Origin of the sequence: Rhodovulum sp. ES.010 (genome assembly GCF_900142935.1) — a bacterium.
Taxonomy (GTDB): Bacteria; Pseudomonadota; Alphaproteobacteria; order Rhodobacterales; family Rhodobacteraceae; genus Rhodovulum.
In genome coordinates this window covers 2853718-2869919 of sequence record NZ_FSRS01000001.1, presented here as the reverse complement: position 1 = coordinate 2869919, position 16202 = coordinate 2853718, and the positions used below count along the sequence as shown (strand labels likewise).

Below are 16202 nucleotides of genomic sequence, written 5' to 3'. Positions count from 1 at the left end.
AGCACACCGCCGATGGTGCGGCCGTCCTCGGTCACGTATTTGTCTTCTTCTCTATGGAGCAAACTTGGCACCCCCCAAACCGAAGAATCCTAATAACCAAGAAAGAGCCGACAGCCCTACAACTGAAGAGAAAAGTGAGAATAGGGGGGTCAAAAGAAGAACTGCAAAAGTCGATGACGAGCTTCCATCATGCTCCTGTGAATCCGCCATCAATAATGCCCACATTGGCGCGAAGAAAATTGCTGCCACAAAAACCCAGTGCTGGGATGGATTGACAAATCCAGCCATCCAGAAGGCTACAACCACAAGAATACCGTACCCGGTGAAGAGCTTTTCTCTGCTCGTCATGCCGCCACCTGGCCTTCGGGCTTCGGCGTCACCACCTCGGCATCCCGGATTTCCAGGGTCGCCCGGATCTTGCCCTTGCGGCCGTCCTCATAGGTGACTTCGGTCTCGGTATAGATGCTGCCGGACCCGTCGTAGAGCGCGGTCACGAGGTCGGCGAATTTCTCGGCGATGATGTTGCGGCGGACCTTGCGGGTGCGGGTCAGTTCGCCGTCATCCGCATCGAGTTCCTTGTGCAACACCAGGAAGCGGTGGATCTGGCAGCCCGAGAGCATCGGGTCCTCGGCCACCGAGGCGTTCACCTCCTCGACATGGGCCTGGATCGTCTCCAGCACGCGCGGGTGGCCGGCGAGTTCCTGGTAGGACGCATAGGCGATGTTGTTGCGCTCCGCCCAGTTGCCGACCGCCGTCAGGTCGATATTGATGAAGGCGCAGCAGCGATCCTTGCCGGCGCCGAACACCACCGCCTCCAGGATATCCGGGTAGAACTTTAGCTTGTTCTCGACATATTTGGGCGCGAACAGGCTGCCATCGGCCATCTTGCCCACGTCCTTGGCGCGATCGATGATCCGCAGGTGCCCGGTTCCTTCCTCGAAGAAGCCGGCATCGCCGGTGGCGACCCAGCCCTCCGGGTCCTTGGTCGAGGCGGTGGAGTCGGGGTTCTTGTAGTATTCGACGAAGGTGCCGGGCGAGCGGTAGAACACCTCGCCGTTCTCGGCGATCTTCACCTCGACGCCCGGGGACGGCACGCCCACCGTGTCGGACCGCACCTGCCCGTCGGGCTGCTGGGTGATGAAGACGCTGGCCTCGGTCTGGCCGTAGAGCTGTTTGAGGTTGATCCCCAGCGAGCGGTAGAATTCGAAGATCTCGGGACCGATCGCCTCGCCCGCGGTATAGGCCACCCGGATGCGGCTGAGGCCAAGGGTGTTCTTGAGCGGCCCGTAGATCAGCACCTCGCCCGTGCGATACTCGAAATAGTCGCGCAGGGGCTGCGGATAGAGGTTCAGCAAAGGCCCCCGCGCCTTGAAATACTTGCGCGCCTCCAGCGGATGGCGCAGCCGCACGAAGAACCCGCGCACCGCGTTCTCGACGATGGTCTCGACCGCAAAGCCGACCCCCATCGCATAGCGATAGATCCAGCGCACCCGGCGGCGCAGCGTCGGCTTCGACTGCTGCTTACGGTAGCGGGGCATGCCGTATTCCTCGCCGGCGCCCTTGGCGAACTCCATGAAATGGTGAAAGAGCGCGTGCTTCAGATCGCCCGCATCCTCCATCCGGATCATCACGTTGGTCAGCATCGTCTCGAACATGCGGGGCGGCGCGAAGAAATAGGTCGGCCCGATCTCGCGCAGATCGGTCATCATCGTGTCGGGGCTCTCGGGGCAGTTCACGCAGAACCCCGCTACCATCGCCTGCCCGATGGAAAAGATGAAATCGCCCACCCAGGCCATCGGCAGATAGGCCAGAACCTCTTCGTCCTGGCCAAGATTGTCGAACGCGACCGAGGCCTTCGCGGTCTCGATGATGTTGCGGTTCGACAGCACCACGCCCTTGGGCTTGCCGGTCGTGCCCGACGTGTAGAGCATCACACAGGTCGAATCGTAGCCCAGCTCGGCGATGCGCCGCTCCAGCTCGGGCTCTAGACGCAAATGGCCTGCGCGGCCCTCGTCCTCAATATCCTTAAGCCAGTTCAGATGCGTGTGGTCGTATTTCCGCATGCCTCGCTTGTCGTTGTAGAGGACATGCTCGATGTGGTGGACGCGGTCCTGGACGTCGATGACCTTGTCGACCTGCTCCTGGTCGCCGCAGACCACGAAGCGCGCGCCGCAATGGTCCAGCACATAGGCCATCTCCTCGGCCACCGCGTCCTGGTAGAGCGGCACCGGGATCGCCCCGCACATCTGCGCGGCCACCATCGCCCAGTAATGCGCCGGCCGGTTGCGCCCGATGATCGCCACATACTCGCCACGCTCGAGCCCGAGGGCCAGCAGCCCCATCGCCAGCGCCCGGATTTCGTCATTGGCCTGGCTCCAGGTCCAGCATTGCCAAATACCGAATTCCTTCTCGCGATGAGCGGGTTTGTCGCCGTAGAGGCGCACGTTCCGCGCGAGATAGGCCGGAATGGAACAAAGCTCGTCCGTGGACGTGCCGTCAGGTGCCAAGAATGTCTCCTCCCATACGCCGCAGGCCGCCTCTTCCCCATGTTTTCCGGGGGTTTCGCGGTACCATGGCGGGCCGGACAGGCCGGCCGATTTCGGGCCGTTGCAGGCCCTCTCCTCCTCCCGTCGCCCCAAGTGTGGACCTCCTCCAAGGTCGCATCGGGGCCGGTGCGAGGGCAACATTTGCGCATGGCCCGTGGACGGTCAAGCAAAAGGTTAGAAAATTGCGCGGCGTGCGACAGCGTGCGGCGCGGCAGCCCCGGCGAGGCGCCTTGGCACGCCTTGCGCTTTGACCGACGGCCGAACGAAGCAGGGGGTGGAGCTGCCCCCATACGGCGCGCGAAACCTGGCCGAGGACGGCATGCCCGTGAGCGTGGAGGAAAGGTGCGCAGTCTCGTGCGCGGCACCCTTCGCCTGGACAAGGTGGACCGGCCGGCCCGGCACCTGCAGGTGGTGGACCAGCCCTGAGCCCGCGCCCCGCGCGTTGCGGCCCGACGATGTTCAGACGATGTCGATATCCGCGATGAGCGTCTTTCGCGTGTGCTCCAGCTTCGACGCCACGATGTCGCGCACCGCGTCGTAGATCGTCGGGCTGAGGGACAGCTTCTGCGCAGACAGCCAGTAGTCCAGTTCGTTCTTGCCCCAGGACACGAAGAGGATGTTCTGCTTGCGGTCCTTGTAGGTGAAATTGAACGCGCCCAGCGCCATGCTCACCACCTCGCCGGAGTTCTCGGCGCTGCCGATCTGGAAATTGCCGCCGGTGGTGCTCGACGTCTCGAAGTCGAAAAGCTCGATCTTGCCGTCGTCGTCGGCAAGCCCCTTGAGCGCCCCGATCGCGCTCTCGACGATCTTGAACTGGTTCCCGGTGGCGACCTGGGCCAGCGTCGCGAGGATCACCTGATCGAAGCTGCCGTTGCCTTTCATCTTCCGGCTTGCCTCGAACGGCGCGGCCTCGCGGACCCATCCCATCAGGCTCAGCATCCTCATGTACACGTCGTACCAGGCCGCCCTCTCCTTTACGGCGTCCGCCTTCGCATCCGCGGCCCGCTGCGCGAAGAGCGTCGAGAGCAGCACATCCTCCTTCTGGGCGGGGGTCAGATTGTCGACGAAGGAAATGACGCTCGACGCGCTGACCGTGGCCTTGAGCGACTGTTGATGCGCCGCAATCCCGGCGGACGGGTCGAACGCCTCGCCGGATCGGCTGACAGGCTGGGAATAGGCCGACACGACCGTCTTCGCGGCGCGGCGGCTGCGTGGCGCGGCCAGTTCAACGGCATGCAGCGCGGCGATCCGCTCCGTCAGGTCTCGCGGTGCGCGCTCGAGCAACGGCGAGTTGGCCGGAAGCGCGGCGTCGCGGAAGGCGGCGGGCCACGTCGCGTTGTGCCCCCGCGTGTCGACATGGGTGAAACTGTTGTAACGCCCGATCCCGCCCCGGAAGAAGCCCTCCCTGTCGCGCAACCACCGCAGCGCCGTTGCGACCTCGGGCGCGGCCATGCCCAGGACTTTGAAATCCAACGCCGTGAACTCCATGTGCTGGCTGGCCGAGGCCCCGCCGATGCAGCTGTTGTAAGCTGGCGCGCGATAGGCGTTCGTGATCGCGATGGGCTTGCCCAACCGGTCGCGGAGATGGTCGAGGACCTGCGCGGTCTTGGCGATGCGCGTCCACAGGTGCCGTGGCGGATAGGTATTCTTGCCCTCGCACGGCCCGCCGGGGGTGTTGTGCGAGCCACCAAGGACCAGGAACTCGTCCGTGGTGAAGTGGCTGAGGCCCAAGCTCTTGATGAAGCCGTCGAACTCCGCGTAGTCGGGACAGGCCAGCGCGATCTCGGCGTTCCGATATCCCGCGCCGCGCGCCTTCGTCTGGAAGATGGCATCCACCGCCGCGTCGGGCAATTGGTCGCGCTCCTCGCCTTCGCCTTCCTCCTCGGCCTTCAAGGCCGCTCCGCCTGCCCCGTAAGCGGGGCCCGGCACGGAAACCGGCGCGGTGGACGGACGGCTCTCCGGCTGCAGTGTGAACGGCCGGTCGCTGACGAACTTGGGATCACGCAGCAGCGCCTCGAAAAGCTGGGGCGTCTGGCTCGGACTGCCGATCCGCGTGTCGATGGCGGCACGAAAGGCACGATAGTCGCCGGAAAAGCGGCCATCGTTCCAGACGCCCAGAAGTGCGCCGGTAAAGGCCCCGTTCTGCGCGCCATCCATGGCGAACTGGTCGTCCCGGCAGGCGCCCAGGTTCAGGACCGACGCCCGGATCGGCGAGGAAAGCGGACTGGTCATGACGCTTTCCTTCAAGGCGCCGTAGGACTTCGACGCGTCCCGGTAGGCCGCCTCGTGCGCGCGCCAGACCCGATCCGCGACGTAATCCGGCATGAAGCGGGCCTTCGGTCCGGTTTCGAGGGAGCGACCGAAGAGTTCGGCGGGCGCGGTCGGGCCGAACCTAACCATGGAGCCCGAATGGCAGGTGTCGGGCACCATCAGCACCCGCACGCCAGCCCGGAATTTCGTCCAGAGCATGTAAAGTTCGTCGTCGGCCAGCTGGAAGTCGAACAGGCACAGCGTCTCGTCCATCCGGTTGGCGTCGTCGTCGTGGTCTTCGTCCCGGTTGAAGTCGGGGATGCGCCCGCCATGCGCCGATACTGTGAAGAGAAACATGTCGCCGCCCTCCAGCGTGGCGGCCGCCCGCTCGATCTCGGCGACGACATTGGCGCGGGTGGCGTCACGGGTCAGCAGGACGGTCGGCTCGAACCCTTCAGAGACCGCGAGGCCCTGCATCGCGTGCGCATCCGCCTCGCACGCGGTAAGCTGCCCGTCCCAACCGTCATAGTGGCCCGGATCGACGGTATTGAGCCCGACATGGAGCGACAGGCCCTTGGGACGCCCGCCAGCGCTGACGGCCGGGGCGTGCAATGCGCGCGAGAGCCGCGCTGCGCTGCCGAACGGCCCCCCGATCACCATGGGCGGACCGCTGCGCGCGTTGGCGATGCGCTGGATTTCGCGCACGAATTTCCGCGCGACGTCGCCATAGCCGGCACTGGTCGGATGCAGGCCGTCATACCAGCGGTCGTCACCCACCGTGCCGCGGCAGTCGATATACGTGACATGGGGCATCGACCGGGCGAGCCGCCGAAGGCGCCGGTTGAACTGATCCATCATTGCGGCCGCGATCGCCTTCTGCAGCTCCTTGTCGCGAATCCCGCGGGATTCCATGGGCTTGCCCAGCCACCGATCCTTGTTCGGAACCGGATAGTCGTAGCCGTGACAGAGGATGCTGACATGCGGCAGCGCCTGATGCACCTGCCGGAACATCCGCCCGTAATGCGTAAGCGCCTCGTCCAGAAGCGCCTGGAACGACGGCAGCAGGTAGTCCTCGGGCATCAGGTCGGGGTCGAACTCCTCCAGATGCGAGGCCAGCGCGCCGCCGGCCACCAGGTCGTTGCCGCCGCCCGACATCAGGAGGATTTCGGCGCCGGTTTCCTGCAGCGCGGGCAGGTACTCCTTCTTGTCTGCCATGCGCTTGAGCAGATCGCCCGCCGCGCCCAGGGAGTAGACGGCATAGCTGTCCATCAGGTGATCGATCGTATCCTTCAGGAGGATCGGATACTGGAACCAGCTGTCGCCCTCGGACACGATGATGGGGCCATCATATCCTCTCGCAAGAATGTCACGGAACCGTCCCTTGCGATGCATCCGGGCGAACCAGTTGGCCGAGTTCATGAGCGCGGCCGTCCGTTGTTCGGCCTCCGCGCCCCGCGGGATCTGCACCGTCGACGGGTTGAGTTTGAGCCGCGGGGCGAACGCGCCCGACTCGCCTTCGTCGACGATGAAATACTCGGCCAGTTCGGCCTCATCGATGCCGAGATTGGCCATCTTCGACATCAGCTGTTCGACCGTGATCTTCGCCATGGTTGTAGTCCTCCCCTCTGCAATCAGTCCGTGCGGCGCATCGCCTTGATCGACTCGAATATGCTGTTCGTGATCGTCGCGTCCCGGTTAAGCTCGGTCTGCGAGACGCGATCGTTCGCATGCGTCTGGGTCACGACGCGGTTTAGCCGGTAGATCGCGCCGGGCGCCTGGAACTCTTCGTCCTCGGCGATCTCGGCCATGCCGAGAAACGGCCGCGGCGCACGGAGATGGACCGGGTCGGCGTTCTCGGCGGCGCCCGGGACCGGGTAGCGATCCTCGAATGACCGCGCCACCAGGTGCAGAATCGACTTGCCGTAAATGCCGAAGTGAACCGCTTCCTCGAGATCCGGCGTGGGCATGTAGACCCGGGCCGGCGGTCGCATCTTCGTCTTGAGAAGCGGCTGGACGTTCGGGCTCCGCGCCCTGCTCGCCCGCCTGCGCTTGCCCGCGATCTTTCCGTTCATGTCCGCGATCAACGGTACCAGCAGCTTCTGCGCGCGGGGCATCCCGATGGCGGGATGCACGAGGTGAAGCGAGTCGAACAATTCCCGTGTGTCGTGGCCGCAGAAAGACCGGCGGCTCTTGGGCGTCAGCCCGGCGTCTTCGTCGATGACCGACAGCATCTCGTGCAAGACGAGCGCGCCCGCACCCTCGGCCACAAGGTGCAGTTCACAGCCGGTCTCGGCCTTGAGTTTCATCATGTCGGCCAGAAGGTCGGCCAGGTAGCCGCGCTCGAGTCGCCGGGGCGCATCGGTCTCGTCGGGTTCGTAAGGCAGTTCGCCGGTGCCCCTGACCGCCCGCCGCGCGCTCATCTCGATGTCGCGCCAGAAGGCGCGGCCGACCCCCTGCACGCGCTGTTCGATCAGGCTGTCCAGATGCGCGGCGTTTTCCCCGACCTGGGCCTTGCAGCTTTCAAAGATGATCTCCAGCACCTCGAGAGACTTCTCGACGAAGTTGTTGCACCAGAAGATCGAATAGGGATAGAGGCCCAGCGCCTTGATCGGCGCCTTGCGCTGCACCGCGGCCCGGAAGGCCGGCTCGATCCCCTCCAGACTGCCCGGAATCCAAAGCAGCAGGCCGCGGTACGTGTTCTGCTCGGCCTCGGTGGGGTCGGCTTTCGGATCCAACTTGTCGGCAAGATAGCCGCGCGTGCGATCCCAGCTTTCGGGGAAGGACGGGTACGACCCGGTTGCCATATGGAACCCGTCGTCGAGGTGCATGTAATGGCCGACCAGGTCCAGACACGGCGTCGACCCCGTCTGGATCGCGCCCACCAGACCCTTGGTGCCCTTTTCGCCGATCGTGGCCCCGAAGGCCGCCGGCGCCCGCACACCCAGCCGGAGGACCCAGCCGTCGATCACGTTGCGGGCCCAGTCGTCGTAGCTCCACAATGCCAGACCGGCCCGGCCTTGATAGCCGCCCCATTCAGGCCCCCAGGAGTTGAGAACGTGAAACCCGTGTTCGTCATAGCCCGCCAGCACGAACGCATGGGTCCCCGTCTTCCCGAGGCGCGGCGGCCAGGCGATCCGTCCGCCGGTCGCCGGCGTGGCGCCGAGCCATCCGTCGTGGATGTTCGCGGTCACGAGGATCGCTTCGGCTTCGTTCAGCGCGGCATGAAAGTGGTTCAGAATGGACGCCAGCCGGAAATACGCCCCGAGCACGATCTCGCGCGCCTTCTTCGCCTGTTCGACCGACGGGAAAAGCCGGTCCCGGTCCGGGCTGTCGGCACTGAAACATGTGCTTTGCCAGCGTGCCGGTTCCCCCCGCGGGGACGGATCGGGCCAGTCGAGGCAGGCGCCGTGATGGTAGAAGCCCTTGATGGCCGAGCGCAGGGTTCGCACGCCTTCCCCGCTCGGGGCAAGCTGCTCCTCGGCGTCCGGGTATCGATCGTGAAAATACGCCATCCGGTAAAGCATGTCGGCGCTCACGACGTCCCGGTCGGGCGCGGCCTCGCCGCCCTGCCCGCCGGCCGGTGCATCGGGCCGCCGGAAGCGTTGCAGATGGCGCTGGATGTCGATCAGGTTGGCGAGCGCAAACCCCACGCAACGCCCGCTCTCTCCCTGGTTCCGCACGCCGAATACCGGTATCTCCAGCCCCGTCCCGGCATCGACGCTCACAAGCCGCGGATCGAGCCAAACCCTGTGGCGGAGCACGGACAAATTGGGAAGATAGCGCTGGTCCCGCAGGTCGACCCAGTCACGACGGACACCCGTCCCTGTTATCAATCCTTCGGAGAACGCTTGGGGCACGGAGAACGCCAAATCCAGACAGCGACAAAGCTTGGAAAAATGCGAAACTCAATACGCCTACCAATATCGCATCAGCTTAGCCCAGGCATGTGGTCGCACAAAGAAGAAACGGCGTTGGCGCACGACCCGGCTTACGCCGGTGCCCGAGAGCCGGTATGGTTGCAGCAGTCCAACAGCGCCTTGCTTGGCGCCTTCGGGCCCGTTGTCGAGAACGATCTCCTCGGGCACGGCAAGCTTGCGGGCGTGACCGGCTGGATCGAAGCCCGCGTCGCCGCCAAGGGCGAGATCACGCTCGATGAATTGGCCGTTGAGCTGGCCGAAACCCATGGCATCGAGGTCCATCGCGGCACGATCTGGCGGGTGCTGCGCGGGCTTGGTCTGACGCACGAAAAAAGACCTGCAGGCGCTTGAGCAGAAGCGCAAGGATGTCGCCGATCTGCGGCGCATCTGGATCGCGAAACGCCAGCCCTTCATGGCCAACCATCTGGACCGGCTGGCCTTTGTGGACGAGACCTCGGTCAAAACCAACATGGCCAAGACGACCGGCTGGGCCCCGTTCGGGCAGCGCCTCGTCGATCACGCGCCGTTCGGACATTGGCGCACCCAGACCTTCGTCGCGGCCCTGCGCCACGACCGGCTCGACGCACCATGGATCATCGACGGGGCGATGAACGCCGAGATGTTCGCCCTCTACATCGAAACCCAGCTGGGGCCGACGCTGCGCAAAGGCGACGTTGTCATTCTCGACAACCTGTCGAGCCATAAGGCCCCGGCCGCAGCGGCGTCCCTGCGTGCGATTGGCACCTGGTTCCTGTTCTTGCCGCCTTACAGCCCGGACCTGAACCCCATCGAAATGGCGTTCTCAAAGCTGAAGTCGCTCATAAGGAAGGCAGCCGCGCGAACCTACGATCAACTTTGGGCGGCCGTCGGCCATGTCTGCGACCTCGTCTCAGACCAAGAATGCTACAACTACTTCAAGGCGGCCGGCTATGAGGCCGATTAAATGCGACGCGCTCTAGCGACGTGTCTTAGCGGATGCTGCATGAGAGGCGAGATCCTTGGCGTCGACCGGCGTCGGCGCTGGAGTGATGATCAGAAGCTGTCAATCGTGGCCTCTGTCGGTGTGGACCGCGCGATGGTCGCCCAGGTCGCTCAGCGCCACGAGGTCAAGCCCGTGGTGATCGGTCGGAAAAACTGGCTCTTCGCCGGAGCCGATGCCAGCGGCGAACCGCGCCAACCGTTTCAGGGCATCATCGCGGTTGTCCTCGGTGATCTGCCCTTTTGCGACCTGCCGCGCCGTGTTTGCCTCGATCTTTGCGCGCGCGGGCCAAGGCGTCTTCGGAGATGTCGCTCAGGATCACATCGAAACCCGAAGGGGCAAAGACATGCGAGATGCCATTGCCCATCTGGCCAGCCCCGACGACGCCGACTGTTTGAACGTTCATGCTTGGCCTCCGTCCAACACCGCCGCCGCAAGCAGAAGCGCGTCGATGCGGCGCTCTACCGAGTCCGACCGCGAGTTCAGCAAAACCGGAACCTTCGCGCCTAGGACAATCGAACCTGTCCGGGCCTGTCCCTGGAACTTCCATGCCTTTGCCACGCTGTTGGCGGCGTCGATCGTGGGAAACAAAAGCAGGTCGGCCCGCCCCGCAGCGGGAACCCCGCCAAGCTCCTTGATCCGCGCGGCTTGTGCGCTGACGGCGACGTCATAGCCCATTGGGCCGCCGACCTCGAAGCCGGGCAGGCCGCCATCGTTGCTTTCGCGGGCCAGCGCTTCAGCGTCCCGGGTCGCAGGCAGCGCATCCGATACCTTCTCGGTCGCACAGACCGCGGCCACCTGAACCGGGGCAATGCCCAAACCGCGAAACAGCGGCAGGGTGTTGAGGATGATCCGGCGTTTCTGCGCCAGGTCCGGGGACGGGACGATACCGTTGTCCGTTGCCGCGATCAGCCGGTTCAACGACGGCATTTCGGCAACCGTCACATTGGACAATGTACTGCCGCTTCTGAGCCCGTGATCGCGGTTCATGATCGCCCGAAGATACGACGTGCTGTCGACATGACCCTTCATCAGGACGTCGCCAAGATTCTCATGAATGGCAGCGATAGCATGGCTTGCGCAATCAGCGGCATCCAGCGCGGACAGAAAGGTAACTGCGGATGTCAATGGATCGGGATACAATGGCGTCATCTTTGAGGGATCGCCAGCCACCAGAACGCGATCGGCAAGCCCGTTCTCAAGCGCGGCAATGACTGCGGCGGCAATCTCGGGGCCCTCGCCACCGGCCACGACAAGCCGAAGTGGTGCACGGGTCAGCGCCCGTTCGCGCAGTTCGTCGAAGCTTCTGACCCCCATCACGCAACCTGCCTCGAGCTGGAGACTGGCCAGGACAAAGGTGCTTCTGTGCCCGCCAGCACGCGAGCAACCCCCTCGGCCAGTGCCCGGCATTCATCGCTTCCGGGATAGACATGCACCGGCGCTAGGCGGGATAGTTTGTGCCTCAGATAGGCGGTGGCACGAGCGCTGTTGGAAAGACCGCCCGTCAGGATGACCCCGTCCAAGTCAAAATCGGCAACGGAAGCCATTGCACCAATGGCTTTGGCGATCTGATACAGCATCGCCTCATACACCAGCGCAGCTTTTCTATCGCCGTCCTCTATCATTGCCTCGACACGTCGAATGTCCTTCGTGCCCAACAGGCCGAACACACCGCCTTTGCCATACAGCTTGGACAGCAACTCTTCACGCGTATACGTCCCCGAATAACACAACTCGATCAATGGCAAGGGCGGCAGACCGCCTGCGCGTTCGGGTGTAAACGGCGACATCTCCATGCGGTTCGAGCTGTCCACAAGCCGCCCATCGACCAAGGCGGCAATCGAAAAACCGGCCCCAAGATGCGCCACGACCGCGCGCAACCGATCGAAGGGCTTGTCCATCTCGCGGGCCAGACGGCGTCCGCAGGCCCGGATGTTGAGTGCGTGCACAAAAGAGAACCGAGGAATATCGGCAAAGCCCGAAACACGGGCAACCGGCGCAAGCTCATCGACGCTGACCGGATCGACCACAAAGGCCCCGACGCCATAACGGGCGGCAATCCCATGAGCCAGAGGCGCGCCCAAGTTGCTCGCGTGGTGATAGACGGGCGTGTGCAGCGCAAACTCGACAAGCGCCTCGTCGACGGAAATCACACCCGACGGCACAGGTGTCAGCATCCCACCCCGCCCGGCGCAGGCGACAAGGCGATGTCTGCCAAGCTGCTCGTTCAGAAAGGTCTCGATGTGCTGGCGCCGAAACTCAAGCTGCGAGGCGATAGTGGAAAAGCCCGCCATGACCGTTTCGTCATGGTCGAGCGCTTCTTCGGCGATGGTCTTCAGCGCGGTTCCCAACCACCCGTAGAGAGCGCAGCGGGTCGTAGTGGTTCCGGGATTGATCGACAAGATGGCGGCATCTGTCATCTCGTCACCCCGCGAATTCGTAGGCCGTTTTGACGGTCGTATAGAACTCGGCGGCGTAGCGTCCCTGTTCACGAGACCCATAGGACGAGCCTTTGCGCCCACCAAATGGCACGTGGTAGTCGACTCCGGCGGTGGGCAGGTTGACCATGACCATTCCGGCAGCCGCATGTCGGCGAAAGGCCCGCGCGCTCTTCAGGCTTGCGGTGCAAATCCCGGCACTCAGACCGAACTCCGTATCATTGGCCAAGGCCAAGGCTTCGTCGAAATCCGCGGCGCGAATGACACTTGCGCATGGCCCGAAAATCTCTTCCCGGCTGGACCGCATTTCATTCGTCGCATTCAAGAAGACTGCCGGGCGCTGGAAATACCCCTCGGTTTCACCATTCAGCCGTTCGCCGCCGACAACTTCCGCGCCTTCATCGCGAGCCAGTTTCGTATAGGCCAAGTTCCCCTGCAACTGCGAGGCCGAAACCACCGGGCCGATTTGCGTCGCGGCATCTAGCGGATTGCCGACCCGCAGCGCCTGCATTCGGGCGACCAGCTGTTCCACGAAAGCATCGTGAATGCCATCCTCGACGATCAGCCGGGACGACGCGGTGCAGCGCTGGCCAGTCGAGAAGAACGCACCGTTGATGCAGGCATCAACCGCACAGCCCAGATCGGCATCGTTCAGAACCACCATCGGGTTCTTTCCGCCCATCTCCAGCTGGATTTTCTTCATGCCTTGCGCGGCAGACACGGCCAGCGCGCGTCCGACCGGGACGGAGCCCGTGAAACTGATCGCGTCAATCTCGGGATGCGTGACGATCGCGTCGCCAACCACCGATCCGCGCCCCATCACAAGGTTGAAGACACCCGGCGGCAACCCGGAAGCATGCAAGATTTCGGCCAAAACATGTGCGCAGCCTGGAACGAGGTCGGCCGGCTTCATGACAACCGTGTTGCCGTAGGCCAGAGCCGGCGCAATTTTCCACGCCGGGATTGCGATCGGAAAATTCCAGGGCGTGATGATTCCGACCACGCCCACCGGTTCGCGGATGACTTCAACCGACACGCCCGGGCGGACCGAAAGCAGCGCGTCGCCGCCGACTCGCACAGCCTCTCCAGCGAAGAACCGGAAGATCTGTGCGGCGCGGAGCGTCTCACCTTTTGCTTCGGCCAGAGTTTTCCCTTCTTCGCGCGCCAGCAATGTGCCGATCTCGTCCGCGCGGGCCATCAGCGTCTTCGCAACGGCCTCAAGCAGATCGGACCGGGCTTGTGGCCCTTTGGCGATCCACGCCGGTAGCGCCGCGCGGGCCGCGCGGGCCGCGGTATCGACGTCGTTTGCCGATCCGCGCGCGTACTGACCGATGATATCCGAGATGTCCGACGGGTTCAGATTTTCCGAGAAATCGGCCGCACTGATCCATTCCCCGGCAACGAGGTTCTTTTTCATCACAGTCACTCCGAATTTTCGCGCGACTCACCGTCCTCGGTCGCGATGGTCAAAAGAACGCTTGAAGACCTGTCTGGGCACGGCCCAGGATCAGCGCATGAATATCGTGCGTGCCTTCATAGGTGTTCACAGTTTCAAGATTGACCATATGCCGGATTACATGAAATTCACTGGAAATGCCGTTACCGCCATGCATGTCGCGAGACATGCGCGCGATATCCAAGGCCTTCCCACAATTGTTTCGCTTGACGATGGAAACCATCTCTGGGGCAGCGTTGCCTTCCTCCATCAACCGGCCAACACGCAATGCGCCTTGCAGGCCTAAAGCGATCTCGGTCTGCATGTCGGCGAGTTTCTTCTGGAACAATTGCGTTTGCGCTAGCGGCTTACCAAACTGTTTGCGGTCCATCCCGTATTGCCGCGCAGCGTGCCAACAGAATTCCGCCGCTCCGAGGGCGCCCCAGGAAATCCCGTAGCGGGCGCGGTTCAGGCAGCCGAATGGCCCTTTCAGCCCCTCGACATTCGGCAAAAGCGCATCTTCGCCCACTTCAACGCGGTCCATGACAATCTCGCCAGTGATCGAAGCGCGCAGCGAAAGTTTGGCGCCGATCTTGGGTGCCGAAAGACCCTTCATGCCCTTTTCAAGGACAAACCCCCGAATCTTGCCCCCATGCGCCTCGGATTTGGCCCAAACCACGAAGACGTCGGCGATCGGCGCATTGGATATCCACATTTTCGTGCCGGACAGGACGTATCCGTCAGCGGTTTTCTTCGCGACGGTCGTCATCCCACCCGGATCGCTGCCCGCATCCGGCTCGGTCAATCCGAAGCAGCCTATCCATTGACCACTCGCCAGCTTCGGCAGGTACTTCTGACGTTGCGCGTTAGAGCCGTAAGCATAGATCGGGTACATCACCAAGGAAGATTGCACCGACATCATCGAACGGTACCCGCTGTCGACGCGCTCGATCTCGCGGGAGACAAGTCCGTAGCTGACATAACCGGCACCGACGCCGCCATACTTTTCCGGGGTGGTGACGCCGATCAGCCCCATCTCGCCCATCTCGCGGAAAATCTCGGGATCGGTCTCTTCCGCTTCAAAGGCCGCAAGCGCGCGCGACTGAAGCTTTTCCTGCGCATAGGCACGGGCTGCGTCGCGGATCATGCGTTCGTCTGCGGTCAATTGCTCGTCCAGACGGAACGCATCATCCCAGGCGAAATGACCGAGTTCCGGCCGGCTTTGCGGTGAGAGGTGTGTGGGCATGTCCTGTCCTCTTCCTCAGGCGGCCTGAGCCATCTTGTTGATGGCTGCCTCGATGGACGCTTCGATAATGTCGAGCGCCTCATCCACCTGTTCCATGGGTGTTGTCAGTGGGGGCAGCAGGCGCACAACGTTGCCGTAGGTGCCGCATGGCAGGATGATAAGCCCGCGCCCTTCGGCTTCTGTCACGATCGCCTGCGTCAGAGTCGCGTCCGGGGTCCGCGACGAGCGGTCGCTTACAAGCTCGAACGCGATCATCGCCCCCAGGCCCCGGACATCGCCGATGGACTCCATGCCTTGCCGCTCTGACAGGGTTTTCAGGCGCTGGGAGATGCGGGCACCGATCTCTTCGGCCCGGGCGCACAGCTTCTCTTCCTCGATGACATCTAGCACGGCATTCGCGGCGGCAACGGCCAGCGGGTTGCCTGCATATGTGCCCCCGATCCCACCGGCCGGAGCGGCGTCGACGATCTCGGCCCGGCCTGTCACGGCGGACAGGGGGAAGCCTCCGGCCAAACCCTTGGCCATCGTTACCAAATCTGCGGCAACGCCCGCGTGCTCCATCGCAAACAACTTGCCGGTACGCGCCATACCTGCCTGAACCTCGTCCGCGATCAGAACGATGCCATACGTATCGCAGATCGCGCGCAGACCGCGCAGAAACTCTGCAGGTGCGGTATTGAACCCGCCTTCGCCCTGTACCGGCTCGATGATAATCGCGGCCACTCGCTGAGGGTCGATTGTTGAGCGGAACAACTCATCAAGGCAGGCAAGGCTTATATCGGATGTGACACCGTGATAAGTATTCGGGAAGGCTGCGTGGTAGACCTCCGAAGGCATGGTACCAAAGGCTTTTTTGTAGGGCGTAACCTTGCCGCAAAGCGCCATGCCCATCAGCGTTCGGCCATGAAACGCGCCGGAAAACGCGATGACACCGGACCGGCCGGTATAAGCACGCGCCATCTTGGCCGCGTTCTCTACGGCTTCGGCCCCGGTTGTCACCAGCATCGTTTTCTTCTCGAACGCGCCGGGCGTCGAGGAGTTCAACCGCTCGGCCAGCTTCACATAGCCCTCGTACGGCGCAACGTGAAAGCACGTGTGGGCAAAAAGCTCGGCTTGGGCGGCCACGGCGGCCATCAGTTTAGGATGACGGTGGCCGGTGTTGTTCACGGCGATACCGGCGGCGAAATCGATGAACCGCTTGCCATCAACATCCCAAAGCTCTGCGTTCATTGCCTTGGCGGCATAGATGCCGCGCGTGGACACCCCATTTGCGACGGCAGTGTCGCGGCGGTTCTTAAGTTCCTCTGTGTGAGACATGGTGTCCTCTGGTGCGCAATATTTCAAGCACTTTAGCTCTGTATCTTGAGCTACGCAAATCTTTTTTTCCAGGA

At 63.3% G+C, this 16202-nt stretch carries 12 protein-coding genes and 1 pseudogene; 3 read left to right on the top strand and 10 right to left on the bottom strand.

Features of this window, described 5'->3' with window-relative positions:
* Nucleotides 1-51: 51 nt before the first annotated feature.
* The 4 genes from BUR28_RS19545 to BUR28_RS14090 all read right to left on the bottom strand — a co-directional run bounded on the left by BUR28_RS19545 (nt 52) and on the right by BUR28_RS14090 (nt 8446).
* Complete coding sequence (locus BUR28_RS19545; protein ID WP_139307578.1) at nt 52-348, bottom strand: hypothetical protein; 297 nt, start codon at nt 346-348, stop codon at nt 52-54.
* Nucleotides 345-2507, bottom strand: coding sequence for an AMP-binding protein (locus BUR28_RS14100; protein ID WP_074220708.1), 2163 nt, complete (start codon nt 2505-2507; stop codon nt 345-347). Before BUR28_RS14100 ends, BUR28_RS19545 begins: the two co-directional genes overlap by 4 nt.
* A 498-nt stretch (nt 2508-3005) precedes the next feature.
* Nucleotides 3006-6404 carry a D-Ala-D-Ala carboxypeptidase family metallohydrolase gene (locus tag BUR28_RS14095; RefSeq protein WP_074220707.1) on the bottom strand — a complete coding sequence of 1133 codons (3399 nt, stop codon included), beginning with the start codon at nt 6402-6404 and terminating at the stop codon, nt 3006-3008.
* A gap of 23 nt (nt 6405-6427) precedes the next feature.
* A complete protein-coding gene (locus tag BUR28_RS14090) occupies nt 6428-8446 on the bottom strand; it encodes a hypothetical protein (protein WP_074220706.1) in 2019 nt (672 codons plus the stop codon).
* Between the two features lie 321 nt (nt 8447-8767).
* On the opposite strand from BUR28_RS14090, the gene BUR28_RS14085 reads away from it, so the two are divergent.
* The 3 genes and pseudogenes from BUR28_RS14085 to BUR28_RS20820 form a co-directional block, all read left to right on the top strand.
* Nucleotides 8768-9064, top strand: coding sequence for a hypothetical protein (locus BUR28_RS14085; RefSeq protein ID WP_074220705.1), 297 nt, complete (start codon nt 8768-8770; stop codon nt 9062-9064).
* Nucleotides 9051-9656: an IS630 family transposase gene (locus BUR28_RS14080; RefSeq protein ID WP_139307493.1), complete on the top strand. Its 606-nt coding sequence runs from the start codon at nt 9051-9053 to the stop codon at nt 9654-9656. Before BUR28_RS14085 ends, BUR28_RS14080 begins: the two co-directional genes overlap by 14 nt.
* Nucleotides 9657-9818 (top strand): annotated as a pseudogene (locus BUR28_RS20820) (hypothetical protein); the annotation flags it as partial.
* Nucleotides 9819-9903: 85 nt separating this feature from the next.
* Here the strand turns inward: BUR28_RS20820 and BUR28_RS20155 are convergent.
* The 6 genes from BUR28_RS20155 to gabT are packed head-to-tail and all read right to left on the bottom strand — an operon-like array spanning nt 9904 to nt 16128.
* Entirely contained in the window at nt 9904-10098 is a 195-nt protein-coding gene (locus BUR28_RS20155) for a 3-hydroxyacyl-CoA dehydrogenase NAD-binding domain-containing protein (protein ID WP_074220704.1), read from the bottom strand.
* A complete protein-coding gene (locus BUR28_RS14065) occupies nt 10095-11009 on the bottom strand; it encodes a phosphate acyltransferase (RefSeq protein ID WP_074220703.1) in 915 nt (304 codons plus the stop codon). Before BUR28_RS14065 ends, BUR28_RS20155 begins: the two co-directional genes overlap by 4 nt.
* Nucleotides 11009-12112 (bottom strand): butyrate kinase, encoded by a 1104-nt coding sequence (buk, locus tag BUR28_RS14060; RefSeq protein WP_074220702.1) that lies wholly within the window; start codon nt 12110-12112, stop codon nt 11009-11011. The genes BUR28_RS14065 and buk overlap by 1 nt, the downstream gene beginning before the upstream one ends.
* 4 nt (nt 12113-12116) lie before the next feature.
* Nucleotides 12117-13547, bottom strand: a complete 1431-nt coding sequence (locus BUR28_RS14055) for an aldehyde dehydrogenase family protein (protein WP_074220701.1) — start codon at nt 13545-13547, stop codon at nt 12117-12119.
* 49 nt (nt 13548-13596) lie between these two features.
* Complete coding sequence (locus BUR28_RS14050) at nt 13597-14811, bottom strand: acyl-CoA dehydrogenase (RefSeq protein WP_074220700.1); 1215 nt, start codon at nt 14809-14811, stop codon at nt 13597-13599.
* 15 nt (nt 14812-14826) lie between these two features.
* Nucleotides 14827-16128, bottom strand: a complete 1302-nt coding sequence (gene gabT, locus BUR28_RS14045; protein WP_074220699.1) for a 4-aminobutyrate--2-oxoglutarate transaminase — start codon at nt 16126-16128, stop codon at nt 14827-14829.
* Nucleotides 16129-16202 lie beyond the last annotated feature (74 nt).

What these genes read in the sequence shown, in the direction of transcription:
- BUR28_RS20155 (WP_074220704.1), bottom strand. Translation starts at nt 10,098, where the DNA reads ATGAACGTTCAAACAGTCGGCGTCGTCGGGGCTGGCCAGATGGGCAAT.
- BUR28_RS14095 (WP_074220707.1), bottom strand. Translation starts at nt 6,404, where the DNA reads ATGGCGAAGATCACGGTCGAACAGCTGATGTCGAAGATGGCCAATCTC.
- buk (WP_074220702.1), bottom strand. Translation starts at nt 12,112, where the DNA reads ATGACAGATGCCGCCATCTTGTCGATCAATCCCGGAACCACTACGACC.
- BUR28_RS14050 (WP_074220700.1), bottom strand. Translation starts at nt 14,811, where the DNA reads ATGCCCACACACCTCTCACCGCAAAGCCGGCCGGAACTCGGTCATTTC.
- BUR28_RS14065 (WP_074220703.1), bottom strand. Translation starts at nt 11,009, where the DNA reads ATGGGGGTCAGAAGCTTCGACGAACTGCGCGAACGGGCGCTGACCCGT.
- BUR28_RS19545 (WP_139307578.1), bottom strand. Translation starts at nt 348, where the DNA reads ATGACGAGCAGAGAAAAGCTCTTCACCGGGTACGGTATTCTTGTGGTT.
- gabT (WP_074220699.1), bottom strand. Translation starts at nt 16,128, where the DNA reads ATGTCTCACACAGAGGAACTTAAGAACCGCCGCGACACTGCCGTCGCA.
- BUR28_RS14055 (WP_074220701.1), bottom strand. Translation starts at nt 13,547, where the DNA reads ATGAAAAAGAACCTCGTTGCCGGGGAATGGATCAGTGCGGCCGATTTC.